This window comes from Pseudomonas sp. Pseusp16 (assembly GCF_047324915.1).
In the GTDB taxonomy this organism is placed as follows: Bacteria; Pseudomonadota; Gammaproteobacteria; order Pseudomonadales; family Pseudomonadaceae; genus Aquipseudomonas; species Aquipseudomonas fluorescens_CD.
This window is the reverse complement of sequence record NZ_CP168522.1, coordinates 4,500,817-4,513,366: the sequence shown is the minus strand read 5'-3', so window position 1 is coordinate 4,513,366 and position 12,550 is coordinate 4,500,817. Positions and strand designations below refer to the sequence as shown.

Annotated in this window: 14 protein-coding genes; 8 read left to right on the top strand and 6 right to left on the bottom strand. The window is 59.3% G+C overall.

Annotated features, from left to right (window positions below):
- Positions 1 to 12: 12 nt before the first annotated feature.
- The 3 genes from ACEN8Q_RS20520 to ACEN8Q_RS20510 form a co-directional block, all read right to left on the bottom strand.
- Positions 13 to 699, bottom strand: coding sequence for a hypothetical protein (locus ACEN8Q_RS20520; protein WP_413703664.1), 687 nt, complete (start codon positions 697 to 699; stop codon positions 13 to 15).
- Positions 700 to 777: 78 nt separating this feature from the next.
- Positions 778 to 1,548 carry a hypothetical protein gene (locus ACEN8Q_RS20515; protein ID WP_413425445.1) on the bottom strand — a complete coding sequence of 257 codons (771 nt, stop codon included), beginning with the start codon at positions 1,546 to 1,548 and terminating at the stop codon, positions 778 to 780.
- 188 nt (positions 1,549 to 1,736) lie between these two features.
- Positions 1,737 to 2,651: a LysR substrate-binding domain-containing protein gene (locus tag ACEN8Q_RS20510; RefSeq protein WP_413425447.1), complete on the bottom strand. Its 915-nt coding sequence runs from the start codon at positions 2,649 to 2,651 to the stop codon at positions 1,737 to 1,739.
- Between the two features lie 110 nt (positions 2,652 to 2,761).
- Here ACEN8Q_RS20510 and ACEN8Q_RS20505 point away from each other — a divergent pair, with 110 nt between their 5' ends.
- From ACEN8Q_RS20505 to ACEN8Q_RS20495, 3 genes are all read left to right on the top strand, one after another.
- Positions 2,762 to 3,400, top strand: coding sequence for an FMN-dependent NADH-azoreductase (locus ACEN8Q_RS20505; protein WP_413425449.1), 639 nt, complete (start codon positions 2,762 to 2,764; stop codon positions 3,398 to 3,400).
- Positions 3,401 to 3,706 (top strand): DMT family transporter, encoded by a 306-nt coding sequence (locus tag ACEN8Q_RS20500; protein WP_413425451.1) that lies wholly within the window; start codon positions 3,401 to 3,403, stop codon positions 3,704 to 3,706. It begins immediately after the preceding gene.
- A gap of 106 nt (positions 3,707 to 3,812) precedes the next feature.
- Positions 3,813 to 4,703 carry an esterase/lipase family protein gene (locus tag ACEN8Q_RS20495; protein ID WP_413425453.1) on the top strand — a complete coding sequence of 297 codons (891 nt, stop codon included), beginning with the start codon at positions 3,813 to 3,815 and terminating at the stop codon, positions 4,701 to 4,703.
- Positions 4,704 to 4,821: 118 nt separating this feature from the next.
- On the opposite strand, the gene ACEN8Q_RS20490 is transcribed toward ACEN8Q_RS20495, so the two are convergent.
- Positions 4,822 to 5,709: a DMT family transporter gene (locus ACEN8Q_RS20490; protein ID WP_413425455.1), complete on the bottom strand. Its 888-nt coding sequence runs from the start codon at positions 5,707 to 5,709 to the stop codon at positions 4,822 to 4,824.
- Positions 5,710 to 5,806: 97 nt separating this feature from the next.
- Here ACEN8Q_RS20490 and ACEN8Q_RS20485 point away from each other — a divergent pair, with 97 nt between their 5' ends.
- From ACEN8Q_RS20485 to ACEN8Q_RS20475, 3 genes are all read left to right on the top strand, one after another.
- Complete coding sequence (locus tag ACEN8Q_RS20485; RefSeq protein WP_413425457.1) at positions 5,807 to 6,601, top strand: AraC family transcriptional regulator; 795 nt, start codon at positions 5,807 to 5,809, stop codon at positions 6,599 to 6,601.
- 64 nt (positions 6,602 to 6,665) lie between these two features.
- A complete protein-coding gene (locus ACEN8Q_RS20480) occupies positions 6,666 to 6,974 on the top strand; it encodes a PsiF family protein (RefSeq protein WP_111284342.1) in 309 nt (102 codons plus the stop codon).
- Positions 6,975 to 7,144: 170 nt separating this feature from the next.
- Positions 7,145 to 8,158: an AI-2E family transporter gene (locus tag ACEN8Q_RS20475; protein ID WP_008016836.1), complete on the top strand. Its 1,014-nt coding sequence runs from the start codon at positions 7,145 to 7,147 to the stop codon at positions 8,156 to 8,158.
- A 136-nt stretch (positions 8,159 to 8,294) separates the two neighbouring features.
- Here ACEN8Q_RS20475 and ACEN8Q_RS20470 read toward each other — a convergent pair whose 3' ends face one another.
- Complete coding sequence (locus ACEN8Q_RS20470; RefSeq protein ID WP_413425460.1) at positions 8,295 to 9,569, bottom strand: Hsp70 family protein; 1,275 nt, start codon at positions 9,567 to 9,569, stop codon at positions 8,295 to 8,297.
- A gap of 297 nt (positions 9,570 to 9,866) precedes the next feature.
- Here ACEN8Q_RS20470 and ACEN8Q_RS20465 point away from each other — a divergent pair, with 297 nt between their 5' ends.
- Positions 9,867 to 10,814, top strand: coding sequence for a DnaJ C-terminal domain-containing protein (locus ACEN8Q_RS20465; RefSeq protein ID WP_413703663.1), 948 nt, complete (start codon positions 9,867 to 9,869; stop codon positions 10,812 to 10,814).
- Between the two features lie 27 nt (positions 10,815 to 10,841).
- Positions 10,842 to 11,147, top strand: a complete 306-nt coding sequence (locus tag ACEN8Q_RS20460; RefSeq protein WP_413425464.1) for a chaperone modulator CbpM — start codon at positions 10,842 to 10,844, stop codon at positions 11,145 to 11,147.
- 138 nt (positions 11,148 to 11,285) lie between these two features.
- On the opposite strand, the gene ACEN8Q_RS20455 is transcribed toward ACEN8Q_RS20460, so the two are convergent.
- The gene (locus ACEN8Q_RS20455; protein WP_413425466.1) at positions 11,286 to 12,413 is read right to left on the bottom strand and encodes a sensor histidine kinase; all 1,128 of its coding nucleotides are present in this window, start codon (positions 12,411 to 12,413) and stop codon (positions 11,286 to 11,288) included.
- Between the last annotated feature and the right edge of the window lie 137 nt (positions 12,414 to 12,550).

The following is a 12,550-nucleotide window of genomic DNA, read 5'->3' as shown; positions in this document are numbered from 1 at the left end:
CTGTCCAGGCTTTCAATCCAGGTCGGCGGGTACAGGAATTTGCAGTAGCCTTGTTTCAATGTTGCGCCCCAATTTCTTGAGGACATCGGCTCTTACCAGGTTGTAGTGGCGCTCATCCAGTAAGCTGCACAACAGCCAGCTGTTGGTCTGACGGTCGTTGTCAGCGCTCAAGACAGGCTGCTCGAGAATATCGATGGAAATCTCGTGAAGCGTTTCGAACGCCACTTGCAGGGTTACCACGGTTTTGTCGTTGCGAATAATCGTCAGCAGAACAGCCGTTGAAACCGGTGTGTCCGTGGTGGTGCTCACAATAGCGTTTTTTTGCAGCTTTTCGACTATTGCCCTGATTGCCGGTGAATCACCCGGGAGGTTGACCAATTGGGCCAAGGCAATGGCGAGCGCTTGTCGTTCGTCTTGTGGAAGGGCACTCCCGGCACTTTGTTCCACAACACTCGACAGGTTTATGTTTTCAAATTCGAGTTGCTGAGTCGCTCGGTTATTAACAATCCAGCCAAATTTTATAACTGTATCTGTATAGGTGGACCACGAAGTTGCGCGGGGGCTGTTTTTTTGTTCCGCCACCAATTCACCGAACAGACTGGATGTTAAAATATCGTTTTTGAAACTGTCAGTGTGCGGGCCGCAAAAAATCATAATGTTGCCATTGACAAGCCAGGTATCAGAGACTGTTTTTTTCATGTTTTTTCCATCGCGACGTGTACGCGGGAAGTTGTTTAAATCGGCAAGTATTTGCCGATTTAAACGTATCAGCGACTGTTAGAAGTCAGGCAGGTCAGCAATGAATTTCTTGCCATTTTCGCTGAATTTTTCGTACAGGCTTTCACGCAAGCCGGAAAAGACCTTAGTGTCCAGGTAAGTGCGTACGGCGCCCGATTTTATCGTGGTGGACTGCTTGGTCGATTTCCAGAACAGAATGCCATGGGTGCTTTCCCTGGCATCCATGGCGATGCAGTTGAGGAGCATGTTCGCTTGCCCGCTGTTATCAACCCAGACCGGCGCGATGTCGAATTTTGTCTGAGCGCCGAGCTTTTTGTAGCTATCAAAAATCTTAATGGCACCGGGATTGTTCTGCACCGCCTCAACTGCCTTTTTGGCAACCCCGGCGAGAATTTGAGCAGCACTGGCGCCAATCAATCCTGCTGCTACTTCCAAGGCAACCTGATCCATCGTCAGGGCGGCTCTCTTGATAGTGACCTCCTGGATGTTCCTGTTTTGAGTCACCCAACCCAGCTTGCTCAGGCCGTCAACATAGTAACGATACCACTCGAAAAGTTGCGCGTCTTCGGGGAAATTTTTGGTGGCGGCATTTTGCATGACTAATTTGCACAAGTTGACATCGTCGATGATTACCTGCGAAACGCCGGGCAGGAATGCATCGATAGTATTAGGCATGACGCTGGCAGTTGGTTTGTCGATATCGTGCTCAGGCTTTTCAGGGGACTCAGGCAGTTCAAGTAGCGAGCGCTGTGTGGTGACTGGAAAGGTTGGCAGGGAATCAATAAATTCAAGTCGTTGTTCAAGTAGCATGAAAGTAATCCTTTACTTGTTTTTTAAACAGCCGGTTGGCTGTGGTTGTTAGAGTAAGTTAGTTTTTTTTAAAGTCTAGTTGGGGTTTGTAACTTCAGGTTTTATTGTGCTTTAAATGTTTTAATGCGGTGGTGTCGGGTTAAATGGTCTTGTGACTTGCGAAAGTATGTAGTGTTTTCGTTTCCTGATCAGCGCACCGCATGCCCGGACAACAATGCCTCCTCACGCAACCACGCAAAAAACGCCCGAACCGGTGGATGACGTTCGCGTCCCGGGACGCACAGTGCGCTATAGCCAGCACCATCGACCTGGATTTCTCCCCGGTACGGCAGCAACAGACCACCGGCCACGCTTTCCGACACCAGGATATTGCTTGCCAACACCAGACCTTGCCCGGCAATCGCCGCTTGCAGGGCGTAATGCTCTTCGTCGTATTCGCGCACGGCGGGCCGGCCGCTCGACCAGGTTTCGCCGGAGCGAGCGCACCAGGCCTCCCAGCCGTGGGCATACAGCTTCGAGTTGTGCCAGCGCACGCTGATCAGCGTCGGGGCACGACTCGACGCCAGGGCCACTTGTTCGGGGGAACCGTAGACACCGAAGGACTCATCGAACAGGCACTGGCCGTACAGGTTGGGGTAGTCGTCGAGGCTGTAGCGCAGCACCAGATCGACACTGGCGTCCTGATGCAGATCGATGACCTCGCAGTGGGTATCGAGACGTACGTTGATGTTCGGATGCCGGGCGTAGAAGCGTCCCAGCCGTGGCACCAGCCACAGCGCGGCGAAGGCAGCGGTGGTGGAGACCGTCAGGTTGGCGCTGCTGCGTTGCGGGCGCAGGGTGTCGACACTTTGCGCCACTTCGAGGAAAGCCCCGTGCAGGCTCTGGAACAACCGTTCACCGCACTCGGTCAGGCGCACCTGGCGTGGCAGGCGCTCGAACAGCGGTACGCCGAGCCAGCTCTCCAGGGAGCGGATCTGATGGGACACCGCCGTCGGGGTGACCGACAGTTCTTCGGCGGCAGCCTTGAAGCTCAACAGGCGTGAGGCGGATTCGAAGGCACGCAGGGCGGTCAAAGGTAGCGAGGCGAACACTGAAAGCTCCACGGATGAAATGGATTCATCCTGAATGATTTTTGCTCATTTGAAGAGGCGCAGCTGACAGCTTCAAGCTGCAAGCCACAAGCCGTTTGAGTTTAGTCCTTGAGGAGGTTCAGATGAGTAAAATTCTTGCCGTTCATGCCAGTCCACGTGGTGAACGCTCTCACTCGCGCCGTTTGGCCGAAGTGTTTCTGACGGCCTGGCAGGCCCGTCATCCACAGTCACAGTTGACCCGGCGCGAAGTCGGTCGGGCGCTGATACCGCCGGTCAACGAAGCATTCGTGGCCGCCGCGTTTTACCCCGAGCCTGATGCCCGGCCATTATCGATGCAGGCCGACCTGGCGTTCAGCGACGAGCTGGTCGGCGAACTGCTGGGCCACGATGTGTTGCTGATTTCCACGCCCATGCACAACTTCAGCGTGCCCAGTGGCCTCAAGGCCTGGATTGATCAGATCGTGCGCGTCGGGGTGACCTTCGATCACACCCTGGACAATGGCGTGGCCCAGTACCAACCGTCGGTGCAGGGCAAAAAAGCCCTGATCGTCACCAGCCGTGGCGGCTTTGGTTTTGGTCCGGGAGGCGAGCTGGAAGCCATGAACCATGCCGACACGCTATTGCGCACGGTGCTCGGATTCATCGGCATCACGGACGTCACCGTGGTGGCCGTCGAGGGTGAAGAGTCCGCCGAACGCACCTTTGAGATCTCCGCCGCCGAGGCTGAGCGGCGCTTGTTGGCGCTGGCCGGGGAGTTCTAGATGGCCTGGCTGTTTCTGCTGATCGCCGCCGGGTTCGAAGTCACCTTCGCCATGGGCATGAAGTACGCCGAGGGCTTCACTCGGCTCTGGCCTTCGCTGATCACTGTGGTGGCCGCTGTGGGCGGGATCTACTTCCTGACCCTGGCCATGCGCGAATTGCCGGTGAGCATTGCATACCCGATCTGGACCGCCATCGGTTCGCTGGGCACGGTGTTTCTCGGTTTCGCGCTGCTGGGTGAAAGCCTGACCGCAATCAAACTGGTCTCGGTCGGGCTGATCGTGGCGGGCGTGGCGGGGTTGAAGTAGGGTGGATGACATAGACTTGTCGTCGAGTTGTCATCTTCGCTGGTGATGCTTGGCGGATGTCTTGCTTCCGCCTTGCGTCACCCTCCGACCACAAGGATGTCCACCCATGTCGCAAGGTTCTGCCCCGCGCTATCCGCTGGTGTTGGTACCCGGAATGCTCGGGTTTATCCGCCTGGTGCTTTATCCATACTGGTACGGGATCGTCGAGGCATTGCGCCGTGGTGGTGCGGTGGTGTTCGCCGTGCAGGTCTCGCCGCTTAATTCGAACGAAGTGCGCGGCGAGCAACTGCTGGTACGCATCGAGGAAATCCTGCGGGAAACCGGGGCCGGCAAGGTCAACCTGATCGGCCATAGCCAGGGCTCGCTGACCGCCCGTTATGCGGCGGCAAAGCGTCCGGACCTGATCGCTTCGGTGACCTCGGTTGCGGGGCCGAATCACGGTTCGGAACTCGCCGATTACCTGCACGAGCATTATCCCCATGACAGCATGCGTGGCCGGTTGCTGTGCTTTTTGCTGCGGATTATCAGTGCGCTGATGGGGTGGCTGGATACCGGTTACCGCGGGCCGAAGCTACCGGTGGATATCCATGCGTCCCACCACTCCCTCACCACCGCTGGCGTCGCGCTGTTCAATCAGCGTTATCCACAGGGGCTGCCCGACATCTGGGGCGGTCACGGGCCGGAAGAGGTCAACGGCGTGCGTTATTACTCCTGGTCCGGCACATTGCAACCGGGCATTACCGATCGCGGGCGCAACCTGCTGGATGGCACCAACCGCAGTTGCCGGTTATTCGCCAAAACCTTCGTCTGCGAAGCCGGGCATTGCGACGGCATGGTCGGGCGCTACAGCTCGCACCTGGGGACGGTGATTGGCGATGAGTATCCGCTGGATCACTTCGATATCGTCAACCAGTCACTGGGGCTGGTGGGCAAGGGGGCCGAGCCGATCAGGTTGTTTGTCGAGCATGCGGCGCGGCTGGCGGCGGAAGGCGTCTAGACCGCGTTATCGTTCTTCGTCGGAACGCCGCCCGGACCAAGCCCGCTCCCACAGGGGAATGCATTCCAAATGTGGGAGCGGCGGTGCGACGATTCGACTTGCTCGCGAAGGCGGCGGCTCAGGCAACACTGACCTTGCGACCCAACACCGTCGTCCAACGCTCGGAAACAATCACCCCGCCCAAGGTCAACACTCCGCCCACCAGGTGATACATCGCCAGTTGTTCATGCAGTACCACTGCCGCAATCAATGCGGTAATCAACGGCAGCAAGTTGAAAAACTGCGTGGTCCGGCTCGGACCCAAACGCACCACGGCCTGCATCCACGCCAGCGGCGCGACCATCGAAGCCAGCAGGCAGGCGTACAACACCAGCGGAATATTCTGCAGGGTCGCGCCGACTTTCGGTGAGGCGAGGAACAGCGGAAACAGCACCACCACGGCCACCAGTACCTGCAAATACAGGAGCACCAGCGGCGGCAGTTTCAGCTGCCATTTTTTCAACAGGGTGCTGTAGACCGCGTAGGCCAGGGTGGCGATCAGCATCATCGCGTCGCCCAGGTTGACCCCGTGCTCCAGCAATATGCCAAGGCTGCCGGATGACACCACCACCAGGACACCGGTGAATGACAGCACCGCACCAGCCAGGGCCCCCATGGTCAGGCGCTGGCCGAGGCTGATGATTGCCATGGCGAGCGACATCAGCGGCATCAGCGACAGGATGATGCCCATGTTGGTGGCCGTAGTCAGGCTCGCGGCGAAGTACGCCAGGCTTTGATAGACCGCCATGCCGAGAACACCGAGGACAAGGATCTTGCCCAGGTTCGGTCGGATCAGCGGCCAATGGGCGAGCACCGGTTTGAGCATGAAGGGCGTGAACAGCAACCCGGCCAGCAGCCAGCGGTAGAAACCGATCTCGGCGGGGAAGATCGCCCCGGCCGACATTTTGGTGATCACGGTGTTGCCGGCCCAGATAAAAATGGCCAGCAGGGGATAAGCGTATTGCATCGGGAAAAACCAGAACGTTAATGAGGGGCAATTATCCGCTTGTCTGGATGCAAGCCTATACTTCGAACCAGACAACCCGCCCCTGATGACGGACAGCATGAGCAGTAAACACATCGACCTGCTGGACTTCAGCGAACTGCCGTCGGCGGTGTACTTCCGCTACGCCGATTTCGACGCCCACGAATACGCAGCACCCCATCGACATCCCTGGGGGACGCTGGAATATGCAGCCCATGGCGTGCTGCACATGGACGTCGAGGGCAGCCGCTTCATGTCGCCACCGCAATACGCGGTGTGGGTACCGCCGCAGATCGAGCACAGTTTCTATAGTCACCAACCGGTCAACTACCGCGCCGTGTGCCTGGCGCCCAAGGTGTGCACCGATCTGCCGTCGCGAGCCTGCACCCTGGCCATCAGCGACATCCTCAAGGCGATCCTCAAGGACTTCGCGGCTCGGGACGTGAAAATTCCCGAGCAGGCTGCCGATCAGCGTCTGGCCCAGGTATTGGTGGACCAGCTACGACAGGCGCCGGTGCACGAGTGCTATTTGCCGTACGCCAGCAGCCCCGGACTGTTGGGGATCCTGGAAGCGTTGCAGGCCGAGCCGGGGGATAACCGGCCGCTGTCGGAATGGGCCGCGCGCATCCATGTCAGCGAGCGCACGCTGGCACGGCAGTTCATGCGGGAACTGGGCATGAGTTTCGGCGAGTGGCGCCAGCGCCTGCGCTTTCTGGCGGCAATCGAAGCGCTGGAAAGCCCGCGAAGCATTCAAGAAATCGCCTTCGACATGGGCTACAGCACTGGCTCTGCGTTTATCGCAATGTTTCAGCGCCAGGCCGGGTGCACGCCGGAGCAGTATCGACGCAGCCATCTGGAGAACAGGAAGGTGTAACAGGGGTTGTCTACACTCCAGTACGAGGCCACGCCCCTCGGTGTGGCAACAAGGAGAAAACTCCATGAAGATGTTGCGTGTCCCTTTGTTGATGATCGGTTTGCTGCTCTGTTCCCAAGGCTTCGCCGCCACAGCCCAACAGGAAAAGATGACCACCTGCAACGCCGACGCCACGGCCAAAAGCCTCAAGGGCGACGAGCGCAAAGCCTTCATGAGCACCTGCCTGAAGGCCGCTCCGGCGGCAAACGATGCCGGTAAAGCCTTGACGCCGCAGCAAGAGAAAATGAAAACCTGCAATGCCGACGCCGCCACCAAGGCCCTCAAGGGGGATGAGCGCAAGGCGTTCATGAGTGATTGCCTGAAGAAAAAATAATTCACAGGGATCAACTCAGTCGAGTGTGGGAGCGGCGTTGTATGGGCTGACTGGGGAGTTTCACAATTTGCCCTGCCCCCGACCAAGGTCGCCCCACACAATCCCTAGTGCTCGCACCGGATCGCTGGCAGACTGCCAATCCTTTTTATGCCGTTCGTTTTTGAGGCTGTATGCCAACGTTTTCTCAGCGTCAAGTTTTGCTGGTCATCAGCTGGGTCATCATTTTTGGCGGGTTGCTGCTGGTCCTGCCGCTGCGGTTGCTGCCCAGCCTGCTCGCCGGGTTGCTGGTGTTCGAACTGGTCAACATGCTCACCCCGCAACTGCAACGACTGATTGAAGGCCGACGTGCACGTTGGCTGGCAGTGGCGTTGCTGGGGACTCTGATTGTCAGCGTACTGTCGCTGATCTTTGCCGGCGCCATCAGTTTTCTGCTGCACGAAGCGGAAAACCCAGGTGCTTCCCTCGACAAGTTCATGGGGGTGGTCGACCGTGCACGCGGGCAACTGCCGCCGTTCATCGACGCCTATCTGCCGGCCAGTGCCGCCGAGTTTCGCGTGGCAATCGGCGAATGGGTCAGCAAGCACCTCAGCGATTTGCAACTGGTGGGCAAGGACGCGGCGCACATGTTCGTGACCTTGCTGATCGGCATGGTGCTGGGGGCGATCATTGCCTTGCAGCGTGTGCCGGACCTGACCAAGCGCAAGCCGCTGGCTGCGGCGCTGTTCGATCGCCTGCACCTGCTGGTCCAGGCGTTTCGCAACATCGTGTTCGCCCAGATCAAGATTTCCCTGCTCAACACCTTCTTCACCGGGATTTTCCTGGCGGTGATCCTGCCGCTGTTCGGCATCAAGCTGCCGCTGACCAAAACCCTGATCGTGCTGACGTTCCTGCTCGGCCTGCTGCCGGTGATCGGCAACCTGATGTCGAACACCCTGATCACCATCGTCGGTCTATCGCTGTCGATCTGGGTCGCCGTGGCGGCGCTGGGTTACCTGATTTTTATCCACAAGCTCGAATACTTCCTCAACGCGCGCATCGTCGGCGGGCAGATCAGTGCCAAGTCGTGGGAGTTGCTGCTGGCGATGCTGGTGTTCGAGGCCGCGTTCGGCCTGCCGGGGGTGGTGGCGGGGCCGATTTACTACGCGTATCTGAAGAGTGAGTTGAAGCAGGTGGGGATGGTTTGATCCGCTGGATCTTTATTGCCTGATCTGGCGCCTTCGCGAGCAAGCCCGCTCCCACATTTGAGCGTATTCCATCTGGAGGAACTCGGTTGAATGTGGGAGCGGGCTTGCTCGCGAAGGGCGCACCGCAGATTTCGGATCAGTCCATCGAGCCGTAGCGTTTTGCAGCCTCGATCGCCAGACCGCTGCCGATACTGCCAAAGATGTTCCCTTCCACATGCCGCGCCTTCGGCAGCATCGCCGAGACGCTGTTGCGCAGCGCCGGGATACCACTCGAACCGCCGGTGAAGAATACCGTATCGACCTGGTCGACCCGCACGTCGGCGTTTGCCAGCAGTTGGGTGACGCTGTTACGCACCCGCTCCAGCAGGCTGTCGATGGCCGACTCGAACAGTGCACGGCTCAAGTCCACACTCAGGCCCGCTTCAATGCGGTCCAGCGGCACGTGGCGGCTGTCGGCGTGGGTCAGCTGGATCTTGGTTTCTTCCACTTCCATCGCCAGCCAGTGCCCGGCGCGCTGCTCGATCAGTTTGAACAGGCGATCGATGCCGCCCGTGTCCTCGATGTCGTAGCGCATGCTGCCCAAGGCCAGCTGGGATTTCTGTGAGTACACCGAGTTGATCGTGTGCCAGGTCGCCAGGTTCATGTGGTGGCTGGTGGGCATGTAGGCGCCGCTCTTCATCCGGCTGCCATAGCCGAACAGGGGCATCAGGCCGGCCAGCGAAAGTTGCTTGTCGAAATCGGTTCCGCCGATGTGCACGCCGCCGGTGGCGAGGATGTCATCCTGGCGGTTATCCACAGCGCGACGCTCCGGCGACAGACGCACCAGGGAGAAGTCGGACGTACCACCGCCGATGTCGACGATCAGCACCAGCTCTTCTTTCTCGATGGTCGACTCGTAGTCGAATGCCGCAGCAATCGGTTCGAACTGGAACGAGACTTCCTTGAAGCCGATCTTGCGCGCCACATCGACCAGGGTGTCTTCGGCTTCCTTGTCGGCCATCGGGTCGTCATCGACAAAAAACACCGGCCGACCCAGCACCACTTCTTCGAACTCCCGACCGGCGGCTGCTTCGGCACGGTTCTTGAGCTGGCCGATGAACAGCCCGAGCAGGTCCTTGAACGGCATCGCCGTGCCCAGGACGCTGGTGTCGTGCTTGATCAGCTTGGAGCCCAGCAGGCTCTTGAGCGAGCGCATCAGGCGGCCTTCGTAGCCTTCCAGGTACTCGTGCAGCGCCAGGCGGCCGTACACCGGGCGGCGTTCTTCGATGTTGAAGAAGACCACCGACGGCAGGGTGATCTTGTCGTCCTCCAGCGCGATCAGCGTTTCCATGCCGGGGCGCAGCCAGCCGACGGTGGAGTTGGACGTGCCAAAGTCGATACCCACGGCACGGGCTGGAGATGCGTTGTTCATGTCTTTCAGGTTCCGGTTAAAAAACGGCCGCGCAGTGTATGTCAGAGCGCGCCAGATTCGAAGGCCGGTTATCTGCTAATTCTTCGCAAACAATGCCTTGAAAGATGGGGCATTCCCCCCAAACTACCCTGCATCAACCGGACAGCCGCGAGAGTGCTCGCAAGAAGCCCCGCCTGCTGCCGATAAACTTCTGCTGCGCCACCCGGTCACAAACTTGAGATCGGTCAGACCAATGGCTGCAAACAAGCGCATGCTGTGGCCTGTGGCGCGATTTGATAACGGATGGTGATTCCCGCGATGGACTTCAAAGACTATTACAAGATTCTCGGTGTGGAGCCGACCGCAGACGATAAGGCGATCAAGGCCGCCTATCGCAAGCTGGCGCGCAAATACCACCCTGACGTCAGCAAGGAAAAGGATGCCGAGTCCAAATTCAAGGACGCTTCGGAAGCCTATGAAGCGCTGAAAAGCGCCGACAAACGCGCCGAATACGATGATTTGCGCCGCTATGGCCAGCATGGCCAGCCGTTCCAGGGACCACCGGGATGGCAGAGCCGTGGTGGTTTCGGTGGCGGCGGTCAGGACACGGGCGATTTCTCGGACTTTTTCAGTTCGATCTTCGGCAACCGTGGGCCAGGCTTTGGGGGTGGAGGACAGTCGCGTCGCAGCACCGGACGTCGAGGGCAAGACGTGGAAATGGAACTTGGGGTTTTTCTCGAAGAAACACTGTCGACCGAGTCGAAGAAGGTCACCTTTCAGGTGCCGCAGTACAACGCGGCCGGCCAGCATGTAAGCAACACCAGCAAAAGCCTGAACGTGAAGATCCCCGCCGGTGTGACCGACGGCGAGCGCATTCGCCTCAAGGGGCAAGGCGCTCCGGGTGTGGGTGGCGGCGCCAATGGCGACCTGTACCTGACGATCCGTTTTGCTCCGCATCCGAAATTCGACGTCGAAGGCGAGAACCTGATCATCACCTTGCCACTGGCACCGTGGGAGCTGGCGCTGGGCGCCGAAGTCGCCGTGCCGACCCTGACCGGCAGGATCAACCTCAAGGTGCCGGCCGGCAGCCAGAACGGCCAGCGCATGCGCGCCAAGGGCCATGGCCTGATGAACAAGGCCGGTGAGCGCGGGTTCCTGTTCGTGCAACTGAAAGCGGTGATGCCGAAGAAATCCGACGATGACATCAAGGCCCTGTGGCAGGAGCTGGCGAAAAAAGCCGCGTTCGACCCGCGAGAGCATTTTTGATCCCTTGGAACCAAGGAGACACTGACAATGAGCAGTCCCCTGAACGTTCAACTGGACATGGCAGAATTCTGTGAGGCGACCGAGCTGTCGGCCGTCTACGTGATCGAAATCGTCGAACACGGCATCCTCGAACCTCAGGGTGCTCAGCCCAAGGACTGGCGTTTCAATGACTACGAGCTGACCCTGGCCAAGCGCGCCGCCAAGCTGCGGCGCGACCTTGACCTGGAATGGGAAGGCGTCGCCCTGGCGCTGGATCTGCTCGAAGAGGTCCAGCAACTGCGGGCCGAGAACCGCATGCTCAAGCAGCGATTGGGGCGGTTGTTGGTCGAGTAGGTGTTCTGTTGTATTTGCCTGGTCTGTCAGACCGCTTTCGCGAGCAAGCCCGCTCCCACAGGTTGTTCACCGTCCATGTGGGAGTGGGCTTGCTCCGGGCGGCGTTCCGACGAAGAACGATAACGCGGTCGCCAGGTATTAAACGTTCCTGGGCAATACCACGGTAAACAGTGTTCCGGCCGCCTCGCTGGAACTCACCTCGATGGTGCCCTGATGGGCATTAACCACTTCCTTGACGATAAACAGGCCGAGCCCAAGGCTGGTAGAAGGCTGGCCCAGTTCTTCGTCGGCGCTGCGCACCATCGGATCGAAGATCGTGCCGATGGCATCTTCGGGAATGGGGGGGCCGTAGTTGTGAACGGTCAGGCGAACTGTTTCCGGCTCGCCTGTCAGGGTCACGGTCACGTCGTGTTTGTTCGAGCCATGTTGCAGCGCGTTGCCGATCAGGTTTTGCAGTAGTTGCTGGAGTCGCCCGGCATCCCAGATGCCGCGGGTATCACCCACGGTTTTCAGGGACGGATCGCATGCGGGATTGCCGGCGCAGGCCTCGGCGATGGCTGCGTGTACTGCATCGGCCAGGTCCATGGGCGCCGGATCGATCGGCAGGCTCTTGCCCAGGCGACTGCGCACCAGTTCCAGCAAATCGCTGACCATCACCGCCATGTGCCGGGTGCCGCGCTGGATGTGGGTCGCACAGGTCAGGGCATCGCCCTCGAGAGTGGTTTTGCGCAGGAGCATTTCGATGGACATGCTCACCGCTTGCAGAGGCGCGCGCAGATCATGACCGAGGATCGCCAGAAAGATGTCCCGCGAACGGTTGACCTGTTCGGCATAGGCCGCGGTGGATTCGGCCAGGGCTTCGTCGATGGCTTCGTTGAACCGGATCATGTCCTGGAAACTGGCCATGTCGGGAGACTCAAGACTGTTGATCCACAGGCGGATCACGCAAGCGCGCAGGTGACGGAATTCGCTGGTCATCTGCACCAGGTCGAAGCCCACGGTGTGCCGCAGTTCGCCGTGGCTGGCGCCGGCCTGGTCCAGGCTTGGGGTTTTTTCCGGGCCTTCGCCGCAGGCCTTGGCCGCCTGTTCAGTGGGGGACTGGGGCTTGCTCATGTCCCGCGCCGCTGCCAGCAGGATCGATTTCGCGTGGTCGCGCAGGGCGACGCAGTCCATGAATTCGGCGGCCGGGGTGATGGTTTTGGCGAACTGCTCCCACTCATCGACGATGCAATCAACGCGCTGCACGATGAATTCGGAAAGGCGCATGTCAGGTCCCCTGAGCATTGGCTGGAAAACAGCCAGAAGCATATTAGCGCCTTTCACGAAAAAAAGAGCGCGCGCCCGGTGCCATGAACGGGAGCCTCCAGGGTGGTACTTATATATTGAAACAGCCCTGATTTTCG

Coding starts and splice junctions, on each gene's coding strand:
- ACEN8Q_RS20465 (WP_413703663.1), top strand. CDS start 9,867: ATGGACTTCAAAGACTATTACAAGATTCTCGGTGTGGAGCCGACCGCA.
- ACEN8Q_RS20485 (WP_413425457.1), top strand. CDS start 5,807: ATGAGCAGTAAACACATCGACCTGCTGGACTTCAGCGAACTGCCGTCG.
- ACEN8Q_RS20520 (WP_413703664.1), bottom strand. CDS start 699: ATGAAAAAAACAGTCTCTGATACCTGGCTTGTCAATGGCAACATTATG.
- ACEN8Q_RS20505 (WP_413425449.1), top strand. CDS start 2,762: ATGAGTAAAATTCTTGCCGTTCATGCCAGTCCACGTGGTGAACGCTCT.
- ACEN8Q_RS20455 (WP_413425466.1), bottom strand. CDS start 12,413: ATGCGCCTTTCCGAATTCATCGTGCAGCGCGTTGATTGCATCGTCGAT.
- ACEN8Q_RS20480 (WP_111284342.1), top strand. CDS start 6,666: ATGAAGATGTTGCGTGTCCCTTTGTTGATGATCGGTTTGCTGCTCTGT.
- ACEN8Q_RS20495 (WP_413425453.1), top strand. CDS start 3,813: ATGTCGCAAGGTTCTGCCCCGCGCTATCCGCTGGTGTTGGTACCCGGA.
- ACEN8Q_RS20500 (WP_413425451.1), top strand. CDS start 3,401: ATGGCCTGGCTGTTTCTGCTGATCGCCGCCGGGTTCGAAGTCACCTTC.
- ACEN8Q_RS20515 (WP_413425445.1), bottom strand. CDS start 1,548: ATGCTACTTGAACAACGACTTGAATTTATTGATTCCCTGCCAACCTTT.
- ACEN8Q_RS20490 (WP_413425455.1), bottom strand. CDS start 5,709: ATGCAATACGCTTATCCCCTGCTGGCCATTTTTATCTGGGCCGGCAAC.
- ACEN8Q_RS20475 (WP_008016836.1), top strand. CDS start 7,145: ATGCCAACGTTTTCTCAGCGTCAAGTTTTGCTGGTCATCAGCTGGGTC.
- ACEN8Q_RS20460 (WP_413425464.1), top strand. CDS start 10,842: ATGAGCAGTCCCCTGAACGTTCAACTGGACATGGCAGAATTCTGTGAG.
- ACEN8Q_RS20470 (WP_413425460.1), bottom strand. CDS start 9,569: ATGAACAACGCATCTCCAGCCCGTGCCGTGGGTATCGACTTTGGCACG.